20 protein-coding genes are annotated in these 14,898 nt (G+C 64.2%); 7 read left to right on the top strand and 13 right to left on the bottom strand.

Annotated elements, in window-relative coordinates; genetic code table 11:
- Both WG900_RS00970 and WG900_RS00975 read left to right on the top strand, forming a co-directional pair.
- Positions 1-498 (top strand): hypothetical protein, encoded by a 498-nt coding sequence (locus tag WG900_RS00970; protein WP_339964040.1) that lies wholly within the window; start codon positions 1-3, stop codon positions 496-498.
- Positions 495-1,073: a J domain-containing protein gene (locus WG900_RS00975; RefSeq protein WP_339964041.1), complete on the top strand. Its 579-nt coding sequence runs from the start codon at positions 495-497 to the stop codon at positions 1,071-1,073. The genes WG900_RS00970 and WG900_RS00975 overlap by 4 nt, the downstream gene beginning before the upstream one ends.
- A gap of 1 nt (position 1,074) precedes the next feature.
- On the opposite strand, the gene WG900_RS00980 is transcribed toward WG900_RS00975, so the two are convergent.
- The 9 genes from WG900_RS00980 to WG900_RS01020 all read right to left on the bottom strand — a co-directional run bounded on the left by WG900_RS00980 (position 1,075) and on the right by WG900_RS01020 (position 6,623).
- Positions 1,075-1,515 carry an SRPBCC domain-containing protein gene (locus tag WG900_RS00980; RefSeq protein ID WP_339964043.1) on the bottom strand — a complete coding sequence of 147 codons (441 nt, stop codon included), beginning with the start codon at positions 1,513-1,515 and terminating at the stop codon, positions 1,075-1,077.
- A 19-nt stretch (positions 1,516-1,534) separates the two neighbouring features.
- Positions 1,535-2,188, bottom strand: coding sequence for a glutathione S-transferase family protein (locus tag WG900_RS00985; RefSeq protein WP_339964045.1), 654 nt, complete (start codon positions 2,186-2,188; stop codon positions 1,535-1,537).
- Entirely contained in the window at positions 2,188-2,856 is a 669-nt protein-coding gene (locus WG900_RS00990; protein ID WP_339964046.1) for a dihydrofolate reductase family protein, read from the bottom strand. Before WG900_RS00990 ends, WG900_RS00985 begins: the two co-directional genes overlap by 1 nt.
- Positions 2,856-3,338, bottom strand: coding sequence for a VOC family protein (locus WG900_RS00995; RefSeq protein ID WP_339964047.1), 483 nt, complete (start codon positions 3,336-3,338; stop codon positions 2,856-2,858). Before WG900_RS00995 ends, WG900_RS00990 begins: the two co-directional genes overlap by 1 nt.
- On the bottom strand, positions 3,335-3,961 hold the full coding sequence (locus WG900_RS01000; protein WP_339964048.1) for a glutathione S-transferase family protein: 627 nt from the start codon (positions 3,959-3,961) through the stop codon (positions 3,335-3,337). The genes WG900_RS00995 and WG900_RS01000 overlap by 4 nt, the downstream gene beginning before the upstream one ends.
- An 81-nt stretch (positions 3,962-4,042) precedes the next feature.
- A complete protein-coding gene (locus WG900_RS01005) occupies positions 4,043-4,828 on the bottom strand; it encodes a VOC family protein (protein WP_339964049.1) in 786 nt (261 codons plus the stop codon).
- Positions 4,829-4,839: 11 nt separating this feature from the next.
- Positions 4,840-5,544 carry a DUF1428 domain-containing protein gene (locus tag WG900_RS01010; RefSeq protein WP_339964050.1) on the bottom strand — a complete coding sequence of 235 codons (705 nt, stop codon included), beginning with the start codon at positions 5,542-5,544 and terminating at the stop codon, positions 4,840-4,842.
- Between the two features lie 27 nt (positions 5,545-5,571).
- Positions 5,572-5,982: a VOC family protein gene (locus WG900_RS01015; RefSeq protein ID WP_339964051.1), complete on the bottom strand. Its 411-nt coding sequence runs from the start codon at positions 5,980-5,982 to the stop codon at positions 5,572-5,574.
- Positions 5,979-6,623, bottom strand: coding sequence for a TetR/AcrR family transcriptional regulator (locus tag WG900_RS01020; protein ID WP_339964053.1), 645 nt, complete (start codon positions 6,621-6,623; stop codon positions 5,979-5,981). Before WG900_RS01020 ends, WG900_RS01015 begins: the two co-directional genes overlap by 4 nt.
- An 87-nt stretch (positions 6,624-6,710) precedes the next feature.
- Between WG900_RS01020 and WG900_RS01025 the strand changes: the two genes are divergently transcribed.
- Entirely contained in the window at positions 6,711-8,390 is a 1,680-nt protein-coding gene (locus tag WG900_RS01025; protein ID WP_339964054.1) for a GGDEF domain-containing protein, read from the top strand.
- 18 nt (positions 8,391-8,408) lie between these two features.
- On the opposite strand, the gene WG900_RS01030 is transcribed toward WG900_RS01025, so the two are convergent.
- Positions 8,409-9,053 carry a glutathione S-transferase family protein gene (locus tag WG900_RS01030; RefSeq protein ID WP_339964055.1) on the bottom strand — a complete coding sequence of 215 codons (645 nt, stop codon included), beginning with the start codon at positions 9,051-9,053 and terminating at the stop codon, positions 8,409-8,411.
- 111 nt (positions 9,054-9,164) lie between these two features.
- On the opposite strand from WG900_RS01030, the gene cobS reads away from it, so the two are divergent.
- Together cobS and WG900_RS01040 are read left to right on the top strand one after the other, a co-directional pair.
- Positions 9,165-10,157 (top strand): cobaltochelatase subunit CobS, encoded by a 993-nt coding sequence (cobS, locus tag WG900_RS01035; RefSeq protein WP_339964056.1) that lies wholly within the window; start codon positions 9,165-9,167, stop codon positions 10,155-10,157.
- Positions 10,154-10,669, top strand: coding sequence for a thioredoxin family protein (locus tag WG900_RS01040; RefSeq protein WP_339964057.1), 516 nt, complete (start codon positions 10,154-10,156; stop codon positions 10,667-10,669). The genes cobS and WG900_RS01040 overlap by 4 nt, the downstream gene beginning before the upstream one ends.
- Positions 10,670-10,822: 153 nt before the next feature.
- Here WG900_RS01040 and WG900_RS01045 read toward each other — a convergent pair whose 3' ends face one another.
- Genes WG900_RS01045 through fmt form a run of 3 tightly spaced genes read right to left on the bottom strand, consistent with a single transcriptional unit; the run spans position 10,823 to position 13,580 of the window.
- Entirely contained in the window at positions 10,823-11,935 is a 1,113-nt protein-coding gene (locus tag WG900_RS01045) for a zinc-binding dehydrogenase (RefSeq protein ID WP_417596647.1), read from the bottom strand.
- Positions 11,932-12,681: a tRNA pseudouridine(38-40) synthase TruA gene (gene truA, locus WG900_RS01050; protein WP_339964060.1), complete on the bottom strand. Its 750-nt coding sequence runs from the start codon at positions 12,679-12,681 to the stop codon at positions 11,932-11,934. Before truA ends, WG900_RS01045 begins: the two co-directional genes overlap by 4 nt.
- On the bottom strand, positions 12,678-13,580 hold the full coding sequence (gene fmt / locus WG900_RS01055) for a methionyl-tRNA formyltransferase (RefSeq protein ID WP_339964061.1): 903 nt from the start codon (positions 13,578-13,580) through the stop codon (positions 12,678-12,680). The genes truA and fmt overlap by 4 nt, the downstream gene beginning before the upstream one ends.
- 43 nt (positions 13,581-13,623) lie before the next feature.
- Here fmt and recR point away from each other — a divergent pair, with 43 nt between their 5' ends.
- Positions 13,624-14,220, top strand: a complete 597-nt coding sequence (gene recR, locus WG900_RS01060) for a recombination mediator RecR (RefSeq protein ID WP_339964062.1) — start codon at positions 13,624-13,626, stop codon at positions 14,218-14,220.
- Between the two features lie 43 nt (positions 14,221-14,263).
- Positions 14,264-14,833, top strand: coding sequence for a peptide deformylase (gene def / locus WG900_RS01065; protein WP_339964063.1), 570 nt, complete (start codon positions 14,264-14,266; stop codon positions 14,831-14,833).
- The last annotated feature ends 65 nt before the right edge of the window (positions 14,834-14,898 follow it).

Consider the following 14,898-nt stretch of genomic DNA (forward strand, 5'->3'; position numbering starts at 1 on the left):
ATGCAGGTCACGATTACCGATTCCGGCACCGCGAACCGGGTCGCCTATGAGCGAAGCGACGGTTCGCGCGGAGGCTTTACCTTTCCGCGCAAGGGCCCTTTCCCGCACGATGCCGTGCATTTCGCGCTCGAACAGGCGCTGGGCATGGCGCACGGTTTCTGGGGCCTGATCGCCAGCGGCATGGAGCCCGACGAAGTTCAGGCCATGGCCAAGGCCGGCGGCCACGCCAGCGCCAATCGCGCCGGCGTGCCGGACGAAGCCATCGTCGAACTGTTGCAGGCCGAACGCGTGGTCGAATGCCTTGAGGCGGAAATCTGGGCGGGACCGTCCGATGCGGCGACGTTCCGCGAGGTGGCGCGGCTGACCTGCGAGAATTCGCACGTAGCTTCACCTGAGATCAGCGACACGGCGCTTGCTGTTGTTCGGGCGCACATTGCCGCCTTGCAGGCGCAGTGGCAGGCTGGAAGGATCGCTTTCGACTGGCCCGAGCCAGCATGACCCACGATCGCTTTCACGGCCGGATCTATGGTTCCGAGCGCCCCTGCGACTGGCCGGGCTGCGACCTATGCGGCGAATTCCGCGCGCCGGGGGAGCATCCGTCCAGCTTCGACGGGCCGGGCAACTACCGCTGGTTCTGCCTCGATCACGTGCGCGAATTCAACGCGCGCTACGATGCCTTTGCCGGGATGAGCGCGGAAGAAATCTGGAAAGCGCAGTCACCGATTGCGGGCTGGGAGCGGGAAACCCGCGCCTTCCGCCCGACCGCCGGGATCGATTCCGCGCCGCGCTGGGCAGACTTTGCCGATCCGCTGGAAGCAATCACTGGCCGCGCCCGGGCGCGCAAACCGGCGCAGCGCAAGGATGGCCGCGCGGTGACGGGCGAGGAGCGGGAGGCGCTGGGCACTTTGGGGCTGGCGCTTGATGCCGACCGTCGGGACCTGCGCAGCCGTTATTCAGAGCTGGTGCGGCAGTATCACCCCGACCGCAACGGCGGCGACCGCAGCTTTGAGGCGCGGTTGCAGCGCGTGGTCGAGGCTTACCAGTTGCTGCGGCGGTCGAGCGTTTTCGCCTAGGTCACTGGCCTTCGCACAGCGCGACGAGTTGGTCGGCGCAGGCGCCCCAGCCTTCATCGAAGCCCATCTCGGCGTGGCGCTTGGCATCGACCTCGGTCCAGTGGCGCGCGACGGCGGTATAGCGGGTGCCGTCGCCTTCGGGCGCGATGGTCCAGACGCCGATCATGAACGGGCCGGCCGGTTGGAGATCGCCGACGATGGTATCGGTGAAGGCGAACCGCTTGCCTTCGTCCCAGGCGAGGACCGTGCCGGGGTGAGGGTGCACCTCGCCATCGGGGCCGTACATCGTACAGTTTGAAACGCCGCCTGCGCGCTTTTCCAGTCCTTCAAATTCGGCGCGCCACGGCTTGGGGCACCACCATTCGTCGATGCGATTGGTCATGATGTCCCACACCTTTGCAGGCGGGGCGTCGATGAAGCGGGTGATCGAGAGTTCTGTCATGGCTGGTTCCTGTGGCAGTTCAGTCGCGATCGGGCGCGCCTAGAGGGAACATGGGGCGGAAAATCCGCGCAGCCTCGATGCAGCGTGACACTTCGGGCATGGCGTTCAGCTGGGCGCGCCACGCCTTCAGGCGGGGGTACGTGTCTGTGATCTGCTCGACCCAGTCGGCATAGAAAAGGCTGGGCGCGGCGGCGCATTCGATCAGGGTGAGGTGATCGGCGGGCTGGTCATAATGTGCGAGCCAGCCTTCGAGCCATGCGTAGGAGCGGTGCAGGCGGCGGCGCACGTCGGCCATGACGTCCGCGCTTGGTTCGGGATTGAACAGATGCTCCGCCACCGCCCGCTGCATCACGTTCATCACGTGGTTGTCGAACACCCGGTCAAGCATCCGAACGCCCAGCGCGGCGGCGGGATCGGCGGGGATCAGGCGGCGGTTTCCGGGATAGCGGATGTCGAGGTATTCCGCGACGCAACTCGCCTCGAAGATCACGTTTTCGCCATCGACCAGCACGGGAAACTGCCCTTGCGGTCCGGCAGAATTGACCACCTTCCAGTTCTCGCAAGTCGCCGGATCGCCCAGTTCCTTGAGCTCATAATCCAGCGCCAGCGCGTGCAGGGCGATCTGCGCCTTCCACGTATAAGACGAGAACGGGTGCCCATAGAGTTTCAGCATCACCAAGTTCTTTCCGTCATCCGCCGCTGGCGCTCGGCCTCTTCCGCGCTGGTGCTGGGCGGCGGGAAATCGCCGTCTGCCGGGATCGCGCCGTCGGGTTCGTAAGTTGCGATCACGGTGCCTTTGGTAGTGACCTTGTTGTCTACCAACTTGAGCGCGCCCGCCGGAGTACCTTCGCCGAAGAGGCGTTTTCCGTGGCCCAGCGTGATCGGGTAGATGATCAGCGACAGGCGGTCGATCAGTCCGGCGGCGAGCAGGGCGGGGTATATCGTGCTCGACCCTTGGATAACGAGATCCGGGCCGTCACTGGCCTTGAGCCGGGCGACGTCCTTGATGCTGGTCAGGCGGTGGCTGTTGGCCCAGTCGAGCGGCTGATCACTGCGCGTGAGTACGTGCTTCCCGGCGGCGGTGAAGGCATCGCCCATCGGCTTTTCCTCGCCTTCGACGAAGGGCCAGTAGGACGCGAAGATGTCGTATGTCCTCCGGCCCAGCAGCAGGTCATAGTCACCCGCGAACCAGCTTCCGACCGTCTCGAACACATCCTCGTCGCCCATGCGGAACACCCAGCCGCCTTGCGTGAAACCGCCGGTCGGGTCTTCGCTCGGACCGCCGGGGGCCTGGATCACCCCGTCGAGCGAGATGAAGGCGCCGCCTGTGATCCGGCGCATCAGGCGGCTGCCACGGCGGCGTCGATCGCCGCGACGTCGATCTTCTGCATGGTCATCATCGCCTCGAAAGCGCGCTTGGCGATATCGCCGCCCTTGGCCATGGCTTCGGTCAGAGCGCGCGGAGTGATCTGCCATGACAGGCCCCACTTGTCCTTGCACCAGCCGCAGTCGCTGACCTGCCCGCCATTGCCGACAATGGCGTCCCAGTAGCGGTCAGTCTCTGCCTGATCGTCGCTCGCGACCTGAAACGAGAAGGCCTCGCTGTGCTTGAAGGCGGGGCCGCCGTTGAGCCCCATGCAGGCAATGCCCATCACGGTGAAATCGACGACCAGCACCTGGCCTTGCGATGTGCTCGGATTGTCGGACGGAGCGCGGTGAACCGCCGTGACCTGCGTGTCGGGGAAGGTGGCCGTATAGAAATTCGCTGCCTCCTCGGCGTCGCCGTTGAACCACAGGCAGACGGTGTTTTTCGCAATGGTCATTTGCGCATCTCCTCTATCAAGTCGTTGTCGATGCCCTTGGCGGCCTTGTAGTGCGGGCGGGCCTGAATGCGATCGGCATAGGCGACCAGTTCGGGTTCGGGCGGGATCGAACCGAAGGTCAGGCCCCAATCGACCTGGCTGCCGACATAGACATCGGCCATGGTGAAGCGCTCGCCGCAGACGAAATCGCTGCCGGCGAAGTGATCGCGCAGGGTGCCAAGCGTGCGGTCGAAGCTGCCGAAGCCGACCATGCCTTCGCGTTCCTTGGGAACGTCCCAGCCCATCGACTTGCCAAGGATCGCCTGTTCCACCGGACCGGCGGCGAAGAACATCCAGCGCAGGTAATCGGCAAGTTCGGCATCGGACGGCAGCAGCTCTGCCTCGGGGTTGGCCTCGGCAAGATAGGCGCAGATCGCGGCGCATTCGGTGATCACCCGGTCGCCGGTTTCGGAGTGGTGGATCACGGTCGGCACCTTGCCCATCGGGTTGGCGGCCATCAGCGCAGCAGGCTTGTTCGCCCAGTCGACGATCACTTGCTCATAGTCGACGCCAGTCTCGTGCAGCGCCCAGCGGGCGATCTGGCCGCGGCTCATGGGATGGGTGAAAAAGGTATAGGCTGCCATCGATCCGACTCGCGATTATGCGAACAAAAGTGGAACATGAACCGGGCACGCGGCTCGGTCAAGTCGCTCAGGAATTGGCGCTCACTTGCCGCCGACGAGGCTGAACATTGCGCCTTGCGGGTCGATGCCCTGAATGATCCAGTCATCGCCCGGTACCTGCATCGGCCCGTTGATGACCTGCCCGCCATGCGCCTCGACGGTCGCTTTCGCGGCTTCGATCGATGCAACGCGGAAGTAGTGATTCCACATGGCGACGGGCATTTCCGGCATCTTTTTCATGATCGCGCCGATCTGCACGCCGTCATGTTCGACGAAGTGGTATTTGCCGAATGAACCCATGTCCATCGGCTCAGGCGTGTGCCAGCCGAACAGGCCGGTGTAGAATTCGAGCGCCTTGATGTCGTCGCCGGCCATCAGCTCGTTCCAGCTGCACCGACCGAGCGTTTCGTAGCGCGAGAACGCCGTGCTCTCGCCGTCGCCGGGGGGCGGGGTGGGGGTCATGATATAGAACGGCGCGCCGCAGCAGTCGGCCACCATTGCCATTCGCCCCGCCGTCGGCACGTCATGCGCGGGCATGAGGACCTTGCCACCTGCATATTCGACCGCGACCAGCGCCGCATCGACATCATCGACGCCGATGTAGCCCATCCAGCAGGGCCGCGCGCCGTGTTCGCACATTTCAGCACTCAGCGTCAGGACGCCGCCGGTCATGCCGCCATCGGGGTTGGTTATGAAGCCATAGCCGCCCATTTCCGGCGTGCCCGGCGCCAGCGTCCAGCCGACCACGGCTTCGTAGAACGCCTTGGCCCCGGCGGCATCGCCGGTCATCAGCTCGTACCAGATCCAGCTTCCCTGCAGGGTTCCCATCGTATCTCTCCTCAAGCCTTCAGGTCGACGACCGGTTCGAAACCCGCCCAGATCATGCGCTGCGGATTGAACGGCAGGTCCTCGGGTACTTCCATCTCCGCCTCCATCGCTTCGCTCGCTGCCTTGGCCACCTCGTGCGAGGGCCAGGTCATCCACGAGAAAACAACGTGTTCGCCGGGTTCGGCCTTGAGCGCGCGGTACATGTCGGTCTGCTTGCCGTGCGGCACGTCATCGCCCCAGGTTTCGACAACGCTATGCGCGCCGTGCCGGGCGAACATGTCCCATGCATCCTCGGCCAGCTTGCGATAGTCCTCCTTCCGGCCCTCCGGCACCGGGATAAGGAAACCCTGAAAGTACGGTCCGTCCTCTCCGTGCCTGACCAGCTCCTCAAAGCCGCCGAAGATCATGCGCTTGCCATCGAACGGCATCGGCATAGCCATCATTTCGGCATCGGATTCCATGGCTTTGTGGGTCGCGTCGCGGGTCTGCTTGTCGGGCCATTCGATCCAGGAAAAGGCTATGTCCTCTCCGTCCTCTGCCGCCACGGCTTTCAGAAAGTCGGTGGTCTTGCCGGGCCGGATATCGAGGCCGATTGTTTCGACCACACGGGTAGCGCCCATTTCGATGAGTTTCTTATCGAAAAGGTTCGCATGCTCGATGAACTCCGCCCGCCGCTCGCGCGGCACGGGGATGACGAATCCGTCGTAATAAGGCATCGCAATTCTCCCGTTTTTATATTGGTCCTAGGCTGCAGGCGGCACGGCGGCCGGGTCCATCCACACCACTTCCCAGACATGATCGTCGGGATCGGTGAAGCTGCGGCCGTACATGAAGCCGTGATCCTGCGCCGGATTGACGTCAGCCGCGCCGCCGGCAGTCTTCGCCGTTTCGGTCAGCCGGTCCACACCTTCGCGGCTGTCGCAGGACAGGCAGTTCATCACTTCGGACGAACCGGCGGGCGGCAGCGGGCGGTCAGTGAAGGTGGTCCAGCGCGGCAGGGTGATGAGCATGACCACTATCGACTCGCTGAGCTGCATCGCTGCGGCCGTTTCATCGGTAAATTTCGGTTCGTTACGGAAACCGATCGCGGTGTAAAATGCGATCGACCGTTTCAGGTCGGACACCGGCAGGTTGATGAAGATAATCTGGGTCATTGCATCGTCTCCTCCGTATCTTCCTTGAACAGCATGGCAAAGTAACGCCGCAGGTGGCCCAGTTGTTCGCGGGCAAGCTCGGCGGCCTCTGCCGGCTCCTGCGTCTTGGCGAGCACGAAACTGCCCTGGATCACGGCCTGGATGTGCCGCGCGAAACTGGCGGCGCTGGTGCCGGTGACGCCGCGCTGGGCCATGGCCTGGGCGATGTCGTCCTCAAGCGCGGCGCAGTTGCCCATGATGCTTGCCTCGCAGGCTACACGGATCGCGGCGGAGGAGCGGAAGGCTTCCTGCACCATGGTGCCGGCCACGCAGGAGAATCCCTCGACCGGCCCGCCGATCAGCGCCACGCGGAAATCGATGTAGCCGAGCACCCGGTCCACCGGGTCGGCGTGGTGGTGATAGGGCGCCGCCGCGAAGAAGCCCGAGGTGCTGGCCGACCAGTATTCCGCCGAGGCAACGCCGAGCGCCTCCTTGGTGGGGAAATGGTGGAAAAACGCCCCCTTGGTCACCCCGGCCTCTCGGCACAGTTCATCAACACTGGTTGCGGCATAGCCGTTCGTCCGCACCAGCTTCACCGCCGCTTCCAGCAGCTTGTCGCGCGCCGTGACGGGGGCGGGACGGAAGGGGCGATTCGGGATCATCGCTATCTGACATACCAACCAGTCGGTATGTCAGTCAACTTATGTAAATTAAGCACTTGTTGGGAGTCTTTGGCTACTAATCGACAAATGACTGTGAGGAGGCTCGTTTCTGCGCTTCTGCTGCTTGCCGGATTGTTGGTTGGTGGCCCGTCGGCGCTCGCCCATCCGGACGATCCTCATGTCTGCCTTGTCCGCATTCCGGCAGGGTCCAGCGCCGAAAGCATCGTCGCGCAGCCGGAAAAGATGGACTGCACCAGCAACCATATCGATCGCGGCGCGGGAGACTTTGTCGCTCGGCTCAATTTCCATCCCGTCCGGCCCACGGCCGATGCCCCGATGGTCCTTCGCCTGCCATCGCTTTGGCAAGACGAGGTAAAGGTCCACTTCCGTTACGCTGATGGCAGCGAGGCGGTTACGGGCTTCTCCTCGAAAACGGCTGCCCGGAATCTGACCATTGGCGCCGTGTTCGAAGTTTCCGTACCGGTGCGCCAAGCGGCCCTGACCAGCGCCCTGATCGAGGTCCGCGGTGCCGCCAACTTGCGCGGCGTTGTGCTCGGCCCGCGGCTGGTCAGTTCGGAACAGTCCTATCTCGAAAAGCTTCTGCTGGTAACGATCTATGCCGGTTTCGCCGGGTTGGCGTTGGCGCTGCTGGTCTACAACCTGTCGCTGTGGGTGGCGCTGCGCAGCCGGTTTCTGCTTGATTATTGCCTGATGGTGATCGCCCTGGCGCTCTACACGGTGTCGTCGTCGGGGATTTTGACGATCCTTGACATCGGGTTGGAGAATAACGACCGGCTCCGCGTGAATTATGTCATGCTGGCGCTGACCGGCATCACGGCGGTGCGCTTCATCCGCAACTTCTTTGGCCGCGAAATCTATTCGCAGAGCCTGATCCTGGCGACGAAGGCGGTCGGCTGGACCACGTTCCTCACGGCCATTGCCATTGCGGCGCTTTCACCATGGGAGATGCGCCTGCTCGACAAGGCCTATTTCGTGATGATGTCGCTGATGCTGGTTTCCGGCGTGCCGCTGATCGTGCTCGCCGTCGTCCGCAAGGCGCCCTATGCCAAGCTGTTCGTGCTCGCCTGGGCCTCGCCGATGATCATCTCTTCGCTGCGCGCGGCTTACGGCTTTGGCCTTGTCCCCTATTCGATCCTGCTCGACAACAGCAGCCTGATCGCCTTGTCCATCGAGGCGCTGCTCAGCTCCATCATCGTCACATCACGCCTGCGCCAGATTACCAGCGAGCGCGATGTTGCCCTGCTGGGCGAACAGGCCGCCCGCACACTTGCGGCAACGGACCCACTGACCGGCCTGCTGAACCGCCGCGCTTTCCTCGATCAGGCGATCGGACGGCGCGTCCAGCAGCGCCTGCTGCTGATCGACATCGACCATTTCAAGTCGGTCAACGACCGTCTGGGCCACCAGCAGGGCGACACCGTGCTGTCGACCATTGCCAGCGCGATCGATCGCGTCCGCCCGCCGCGCAGCCTTGCCGTGCGCCTGGGCGGGGAGGAGTTCGCCATCCTCCTGCCGCGCGCACAGGCGGACAAGTGCACGCCCGATGCCATCCTCGAAGCCGTGCGATCCGCCGCCATGCCGCAAGGTCTCCGCGTGACGGTGTCTATCGGCTTTTCAGAAGGCATGATCGGCTCGGAAGAAGACTGGAAGCGCCTGTACCGGCTGGCCGACGCAGCACTATACCGCGCCAAGGCAGATGGCCGCGACCGTGCCTGCCGCGCCACCGACTTCCGCGACGCTGCCTGATCCGTCAGCTGCTGAAATTCACGCGATACCGAGCCGAGCGGCCATTACCGCCTCGTCAACTTCCATCGCCTGCCATGCCGGGCGCGAGGTGACGCGGGTATACCATGCCGATGTTCTCGGCCGGGCAGCGGCATCGGGGCCGTGTCCGACATAGGTGAGCGAGCGCAGCGCCGATGCCACCGCGATATCACCGATGGAGAAGCCGCCCGCCAGCCAGCCTTCATCGGGCGCCGAAGCTTCCAGATGGGCGAGGATCGCTGGCAGTTCCGCTTCGCCTTGCAGTGCCACGTTCTCGTCGAACGGCAGCTTGCGGAGCTTCGGGCCGACCAGCCGGTTGAACAGGATCTTCAGCGTGGTTGCTCCCAGCACGGTATCGCCGAACTCCTCCCACCAGATCGCCTTGCCGCGCGCCTGTGGATCGGCGGGGATCAGGGCCGGGGCGGGGTGCTTTGCTTCGATATAGTGCAGGATCGCGGACGAATCGGCGAGGGTGAAATCATCATCGCGCAGGGCAGGAATCTTGCCGAACGGGCTCGCCTCGACGAATTCGGGACGGCTGCTTCCGGGGGATACGGCGACGAGTTCATGGGCCACATCCTTTTCCCGCGCTGCCACCACGACTTTGCGGACAAATGGTGAAAGCAGCGCGCCGTAGATCTTCATGGCGTTACCAATCCTTCATGCCCCGTCCGTTGCAGAGTGCCCTGTCCGTTGCAGACTGCAATGCAAAGCGTATTGCGGCGCAGCGCATGTGTCTATAGGCGCTGCCTTGTCATGAGCGACTTGCCAAACATCACCGCCGGAACTGCCGGCACCACCGTCCTCGAAGCCCCCGATCGCATGATCGACGTGCGCGAGGTCTTCGGCATCGATATCGATATGCAGGTGCCCGCCTTCAGCCAGGCGGACGAACGCACGCCCGATACCGACGATGCCTATGTTTTTGACCCGGACACCACGCTGGCGATTCTTGCGGGCTTTGCCTTCAACCGCCGCGTCATCGTCCAGGGCTATCACGGCACCGGCAAGTCGACACACATCGAACAGGTGGCCGCGCGGCTCAACTGGCCCTGCGTGCGCATCAACCTCGATGCCCACATCAGCCGCATCGACCTGATCGGCCGCGATGCCATCGTCCTGCGTGACGGCCTGCAGGTCACCGAATTCCGCGAAGGCCTGCTGCCCTGGGCGCTCCAGCACCCGGTCGCTCTGGTGTTCGACGAATATGACGCCGGCCGCCCGGACGTGATGTTCGTGATCCAGCGCGTGCTGGAAACCGAAGGCAAGCTCACCCTGCTTGACCAGAACCGCGTGATCCGCCCGAACAAGTTCTTCCGCCTGTTCGCCACGGCAAACACGGTTGGTCTGGGCGATACCAGCGGGCTTTATCACGGCACCCAGGCGATCAACCAGGCGCAGATGGACCGCTGGAACATCGTCGTCGCGCTCAACTACTTGCCCGCGCAGGTGGAGAGCGAGATCGTGCTCAAGAAGGTCACCGACGCCGCGCCGCAGGTTGTGGCGAACATGGTCAAGGTGGCCGATCTGACGCGGGCCGGCTTCATGAACGGTGACATCTCCACGGTGATGAGCCCGCGCACGGTCATCACCTGGGCGCAGAACACCGCGATCTTCAAGGACCCGGGCTTCGCCTTCCGCCTGTCGTTCCTCAACAAGTGCGACGAGACCGAGCGGATGCTGGTGGCCGAATACTACCAGCGCGTGTTCGGCACGGACCTGCCGGAAAGCGTGGTGGGTAAGGGGTGAGCCTTTCGGCGCTCCTGCTGGCACTGGCGGCCCTCGCGCCGCTGGGGCCGGGGCAATCGACGGATGCGTTTCCGGTGGAAGCACCGGCTGCTGCCACCAATTACTATCCCGCGTCCGAAGATGCCGATTTCGCGCTGGAAAGCACCACCGCCGAAGCGCGCGCCAGCGGGCGCTATTCGGTGATCGTGTTCGGCGCCGACTGGTGCCACGATAGCCGAACGCTGGCCGAAGTGCTCAAGTCCGACGAATTCGCCGCGCGGTTTGGCAAGCGGTTCGTCGTGACCTTCATTGATGTCGGCGAACCCAAGATCGGCAAGGGCCGGAACCTTGATCTCGTCGAAGGGCTGGGGCTGAAGAAGCTGCGTTCGACGCCGGCTCTGTTCGTACTTTCGGGCAAGGGTGCCCGCCTTAACACCGCGAAAGACGCCCGCGCGTGGCGAAACGCGGATTCGCGCGGCAAGGCGGCGATCTTAGCGTGGTTTGATACGTTTCTGGCGGGGCGAGACCGCTAGCTCCTCTCCATTTTGCGAAGCCAAATGGGGAGGTGGCAGGCGCGCAGCGACTGACGGAGGGGTAAATCGGCAGGGCAAAAACCCCTCCGTCACGCCCTTCGGGCGCGCCACCTCCCCATTTGCACTGCGTGAAAATAGAGAGGATCTCAGAAGTTACGGCGCCACCAGATACTTCTCGCCCGTCGCCTTGGCGTTGTAGGCCATGGCAACATCCTTCGTCAGCATTTCCTCCAGCCCGATCTTCGCCTTGTAGTGGCTGGCGAAGGTCGTCGTCAGGCCCTGGATCACCTTGCCCGCCAACCGCATCTGGCCTTCCACGCCCTGTTTGGCGAGGAACGGGATCAGCAGCCAGCCCGACACGTCCCAGGCAAAGCCCAGCGCGCCGCGATTGAGCACGATGGGGCCAAGGTCGAGCGCGCCGTAGATGTAGACCTTCTTCTGCACGTTCGAGCCATAGCGGCTGTATTCCGCGCCCTTAGATCCGACCTGCTCCATGGCGCCCATGATAGTGCTGGCCATTGTGCCGCCGCCGATGGCATCGAAACCGAGCATCGCACCGGTAGCCTCGATGGCGGCGACCAGCTTGGGGACGAAGTCTTCCTTCGAACTGTCGACAACGTGTTCGGCGCCGATGGCTTTCAGGATATCCACCTGTTCGTCGGAACGCACGATGTTGACCAGCGGAATACCCTCCGTCGCGCCGAGCCGGACCAGCATCTGGCCAAGGTTCGATGCGGCAGCGGTGTGGACGATGCCGGTGAAGCCTTCAGCGCGCATCGTCTCGACAAAGCCCAGCGCGGTGAGCGGATTGACGAAGGCGCCGGCGCCCTGCTCGGCGGTGATGTGGTCGGGCAGGGGAATGCAGGCGCGCGAATCGGTGAGCGTGTGGGTGGCGTACATTGCGCCGCTGCGGCAGGCGACGCGCTTGCCGATGAGGCTTTGTGCATAGGGATCATCACCTGCCGCGATCACCGTGCCGGCACCCTCTGCGCCCACGTCGAGCGTCTGGCCCTTGCGTCCGGCCATGGCCTTGACCGCAGGGGCGGGCATGTCTGCCACCAGCTTGCCGGGCGAATATTCGGCACCGGCAAGGTCAGCCATGCCAAACAGCAGGGCAAGGTCGGACGGGTTGATCGGCGCGGCCTCGATCTTCACCAGAACCTCGGTTCCGGTGGGATCGGCCCATTCGCGATTGCCGACTGCGACGGTCAGCTTGCCGTCTGCGCCAAGGGTGGTGGTTACCTGCTGGCCTGTCGTGCTCATCACTGTTCTCCCGGATATGTTGCATGCATGAAGTATAGACCTTCAGGCGGCGCGTTAAGCCCCAAGGCACCGCGGTCCCTTGCTTCAAGCGCCTCAGCCACCTGTTGTTCCCGCCAGCGCCCCATGCCGACGAGCGCGAGGCAGCCGACCATCGAGCGGACCTGATGATGCAGGAAGGACCGCGCTTCCGCCTCGATCTGCACATGATCGCCGATCCGCGCCACATCGAGCCGGTCCAGCGTCTTGAGCGGCGAAGCCGACTGGCAATGCGCCGAGCGGAACGTGGTGAAATCGTGCAGGCCCACCAATGCCTGAGCGGCGCGGTGCATGGCTTCGGCATCGAGCGGCTGGTGCACGTGCCAGGCGTGCCCGTGCTCCAGCGTCAAGGGCGCGCGGCGGTTGGCGATGCGGTAGATGTAGGACCGGCCGATGCAGGAAAACCGCGCGTGCCAGTCATCCGGCACGACTTCGCAGGCGATCACCGCGATCCGCGCCGGGCGCAAGCGGGCGTTGACCGCTTCCATCAGGCGGAAAGGAGTGAGATCCTTGACAATGTCGATATGCGCGCGCATCCCCACCGCGTGGACCCCGGCATCGGTACGCCCGGCGGCGTGCATCACAGCGGGTTCTCCGGTCACCAATTGCACCGCTTCCTCAACGCATTGCTGCACCGAAGGGCCATGCGCCTGCCGCTGCAGGCCCATGAACCCGGTGCCATCAAATTCGAGGGTGAGGGCGAAGCGGGTCACCCGATGCGCGTCCCCGCAGGGATCGGCCGTCCGCGCAGCAAGTCAGCCGTGGGCATCGCAGGCCGCCCGGCGCGCTGGACCACGGTAGGGCGCAGCGCGCCGAAATTGCAGGCGATGGTCAGTTCGTCGTCAATCGTCGTCCCGGCCACGCCAGCGCGTCCGACAACCTTGGCCTCAAGCACGCGGTAGCGTTCGCCATCCAGTTCGAACCAGGCGATCGGGTGGAAGGCGCGGACCTGCCGCTCGGCCAGTTCGGCGTCGTGGCTGAAGTTCAGGCGAGTCTCGGCCTTGTCGATCTTCTTGGCATAGGTAACGCCCTCGGTCGGCTGCGGGCGGGGCGGGTGGCCGGCAAGGTCGGCAAGTACCTGCACCATCGCCTCGGCCCCCAGTTCGGCGAGTTCTGCCGTGAGCTGCGGCCCGGTCTTGCTGTCGACGTCGGTCTTTGCCTCAAGCCGCACCGGCCCGGTATCCAGCCCGGCCTCCATCTGCATGATGCCCACGCCGGTGATCACGTCCCCCGCCAGAATCGCGCGTTGCACCGGCGCCGCCCCGCGCCAGCGCGGCAGTATCGAGCCGTGGACATTGAGGCAGCCGTGCTTCGGCGCATCAAGGATCGGTTGCGGCAGGATCAGGCCATAGGCGGCGACCACCGCAACATCGGCATCAAGCGCGGCGAAATCCGCCTGCGCCTCAAGGTCGCGCAGCGTGACCGGCGTGCGCACCTCAATGCCAAGGTTCTGCGCGGCCATCTGCACCGGCGAGGGGGTTAATTCCTTGCCCCGCCGCCCACCGGGACGCGGCGGCTGGCTGTATACCGCGACGACCTCGTGCTTCGCCGTCACCAGCGCGCGCAGCACCGGCACGGCGAATTGCGGGGTTCCCATGAAAATCACACGCATGGCGGCTTTGCCTTTCCTTGAACGCCGCCCTATCTGTCACGCCATGGCATCGCAAGAGATCGAGGCATTAAGCGCGGCATTGGCCCGCCTTCCGGGGCTGGGCCCGCGTTCCGCGCGGCGCGCCGTGTTGTGGCTGGTCAAGCGCCGCGAAACCGCGCTGGTTCAATTGCTCAAGACGCTGGAAGAGGTGCAGGCGCGCCTCATCGAATGTGACGTCTGCGGCAATGTCGATACCACCAACCCCTGCGGCGTCTGCACCGACCAGCGCCGCGATGCGCGCTCGCTGTGTGTGGTGGAGGACGTGGCGGACCTCTGGGCGCTCGACCGGGCAAAGCTATTTACCGGGCGCTATCACGTGCTGGGCGGTCGGCTCTCGGCGCTCGAAGGTATCCGGCCCGAGGACCTGTCGATCGGCAAGCTCCTCGAACGGGTCGAGGCGGGCGGCATCGATGAAGTGGTGCTGGCGATGAACGCCACCCTCGAAGGTCAGACCACCGCGCACTATATCGCCGAGCGGCTGGAGGGCTTGCCCGTGCGGATCACCCAGCTGGCGCATGGCCTGCCGGTGGGCGGTGAGCTGGACTATCTGGATGAGGGGACACTGGCGCAGGCGCTGCGGGCGAGGCGACCGGTGGGGTGACGACGGCTTGCGAAATCGCGTTGCCGCCCCTATCTGGCCCCCCATGGCCATTCTCCCTATCCGCGAAATTCCCGATCCGATCCTCAAGCAGGTCTCGATCCCCGTCGATAATTTCGATGACCAGCTCAAGGTGCTCGTCGCCGACATGTTCGAGACGATGTACGACGCCCCCGGCATCGGCCTCGCCGCGGTGCAGGTCGGCGTGCCGATCCGTCTGCTGGTGATCGATCTCCAGCCCGAAGACCCGGATGCGGAACCAGAGGTCTGCACCGCGCACGGCGGTCATCACCACACCCACACGCCGCTGCTGAAAGAGCCGCGCGTGTTCATCAATCCCGAAATTCTCGAAGAATCCGAAGAGCATACGGTCTATTCCGAAGGCTGCCTCTCGGTTCCAGAAGTCTATGCCGATGTCGAGCGCCCCAGCCGTATCAAGGCGCGCTGGCAGGATATCGACGGCAAGGTGCACGAAGAAGAGATCGACGGCCTGCTCGCCACCTGCCTGCAGCATGAAATGGATCACCTCGAAGGCGTGGTCTTCATCGACCACCTCTCGCGCCTGAAGCGCCAGATGGCGATCAAGAAGCTGGAAAAGCTGCGCAAGATGGCGTGATCGGGGGCTTCACCCCCCCTTTCCCATCGTCATCCTGAACTTGTTTCAGGATCAATTTCTCCCCA

Source organism: Novosphingobium aquae, assembly GCF_037572715.1.
GTDB lineage: Bacteria > Pseudomonadota > Alphaproteobacteria > Sphingomonadales > Sphingomonadaceae > Novosphingobium > Novosphingobium aquae.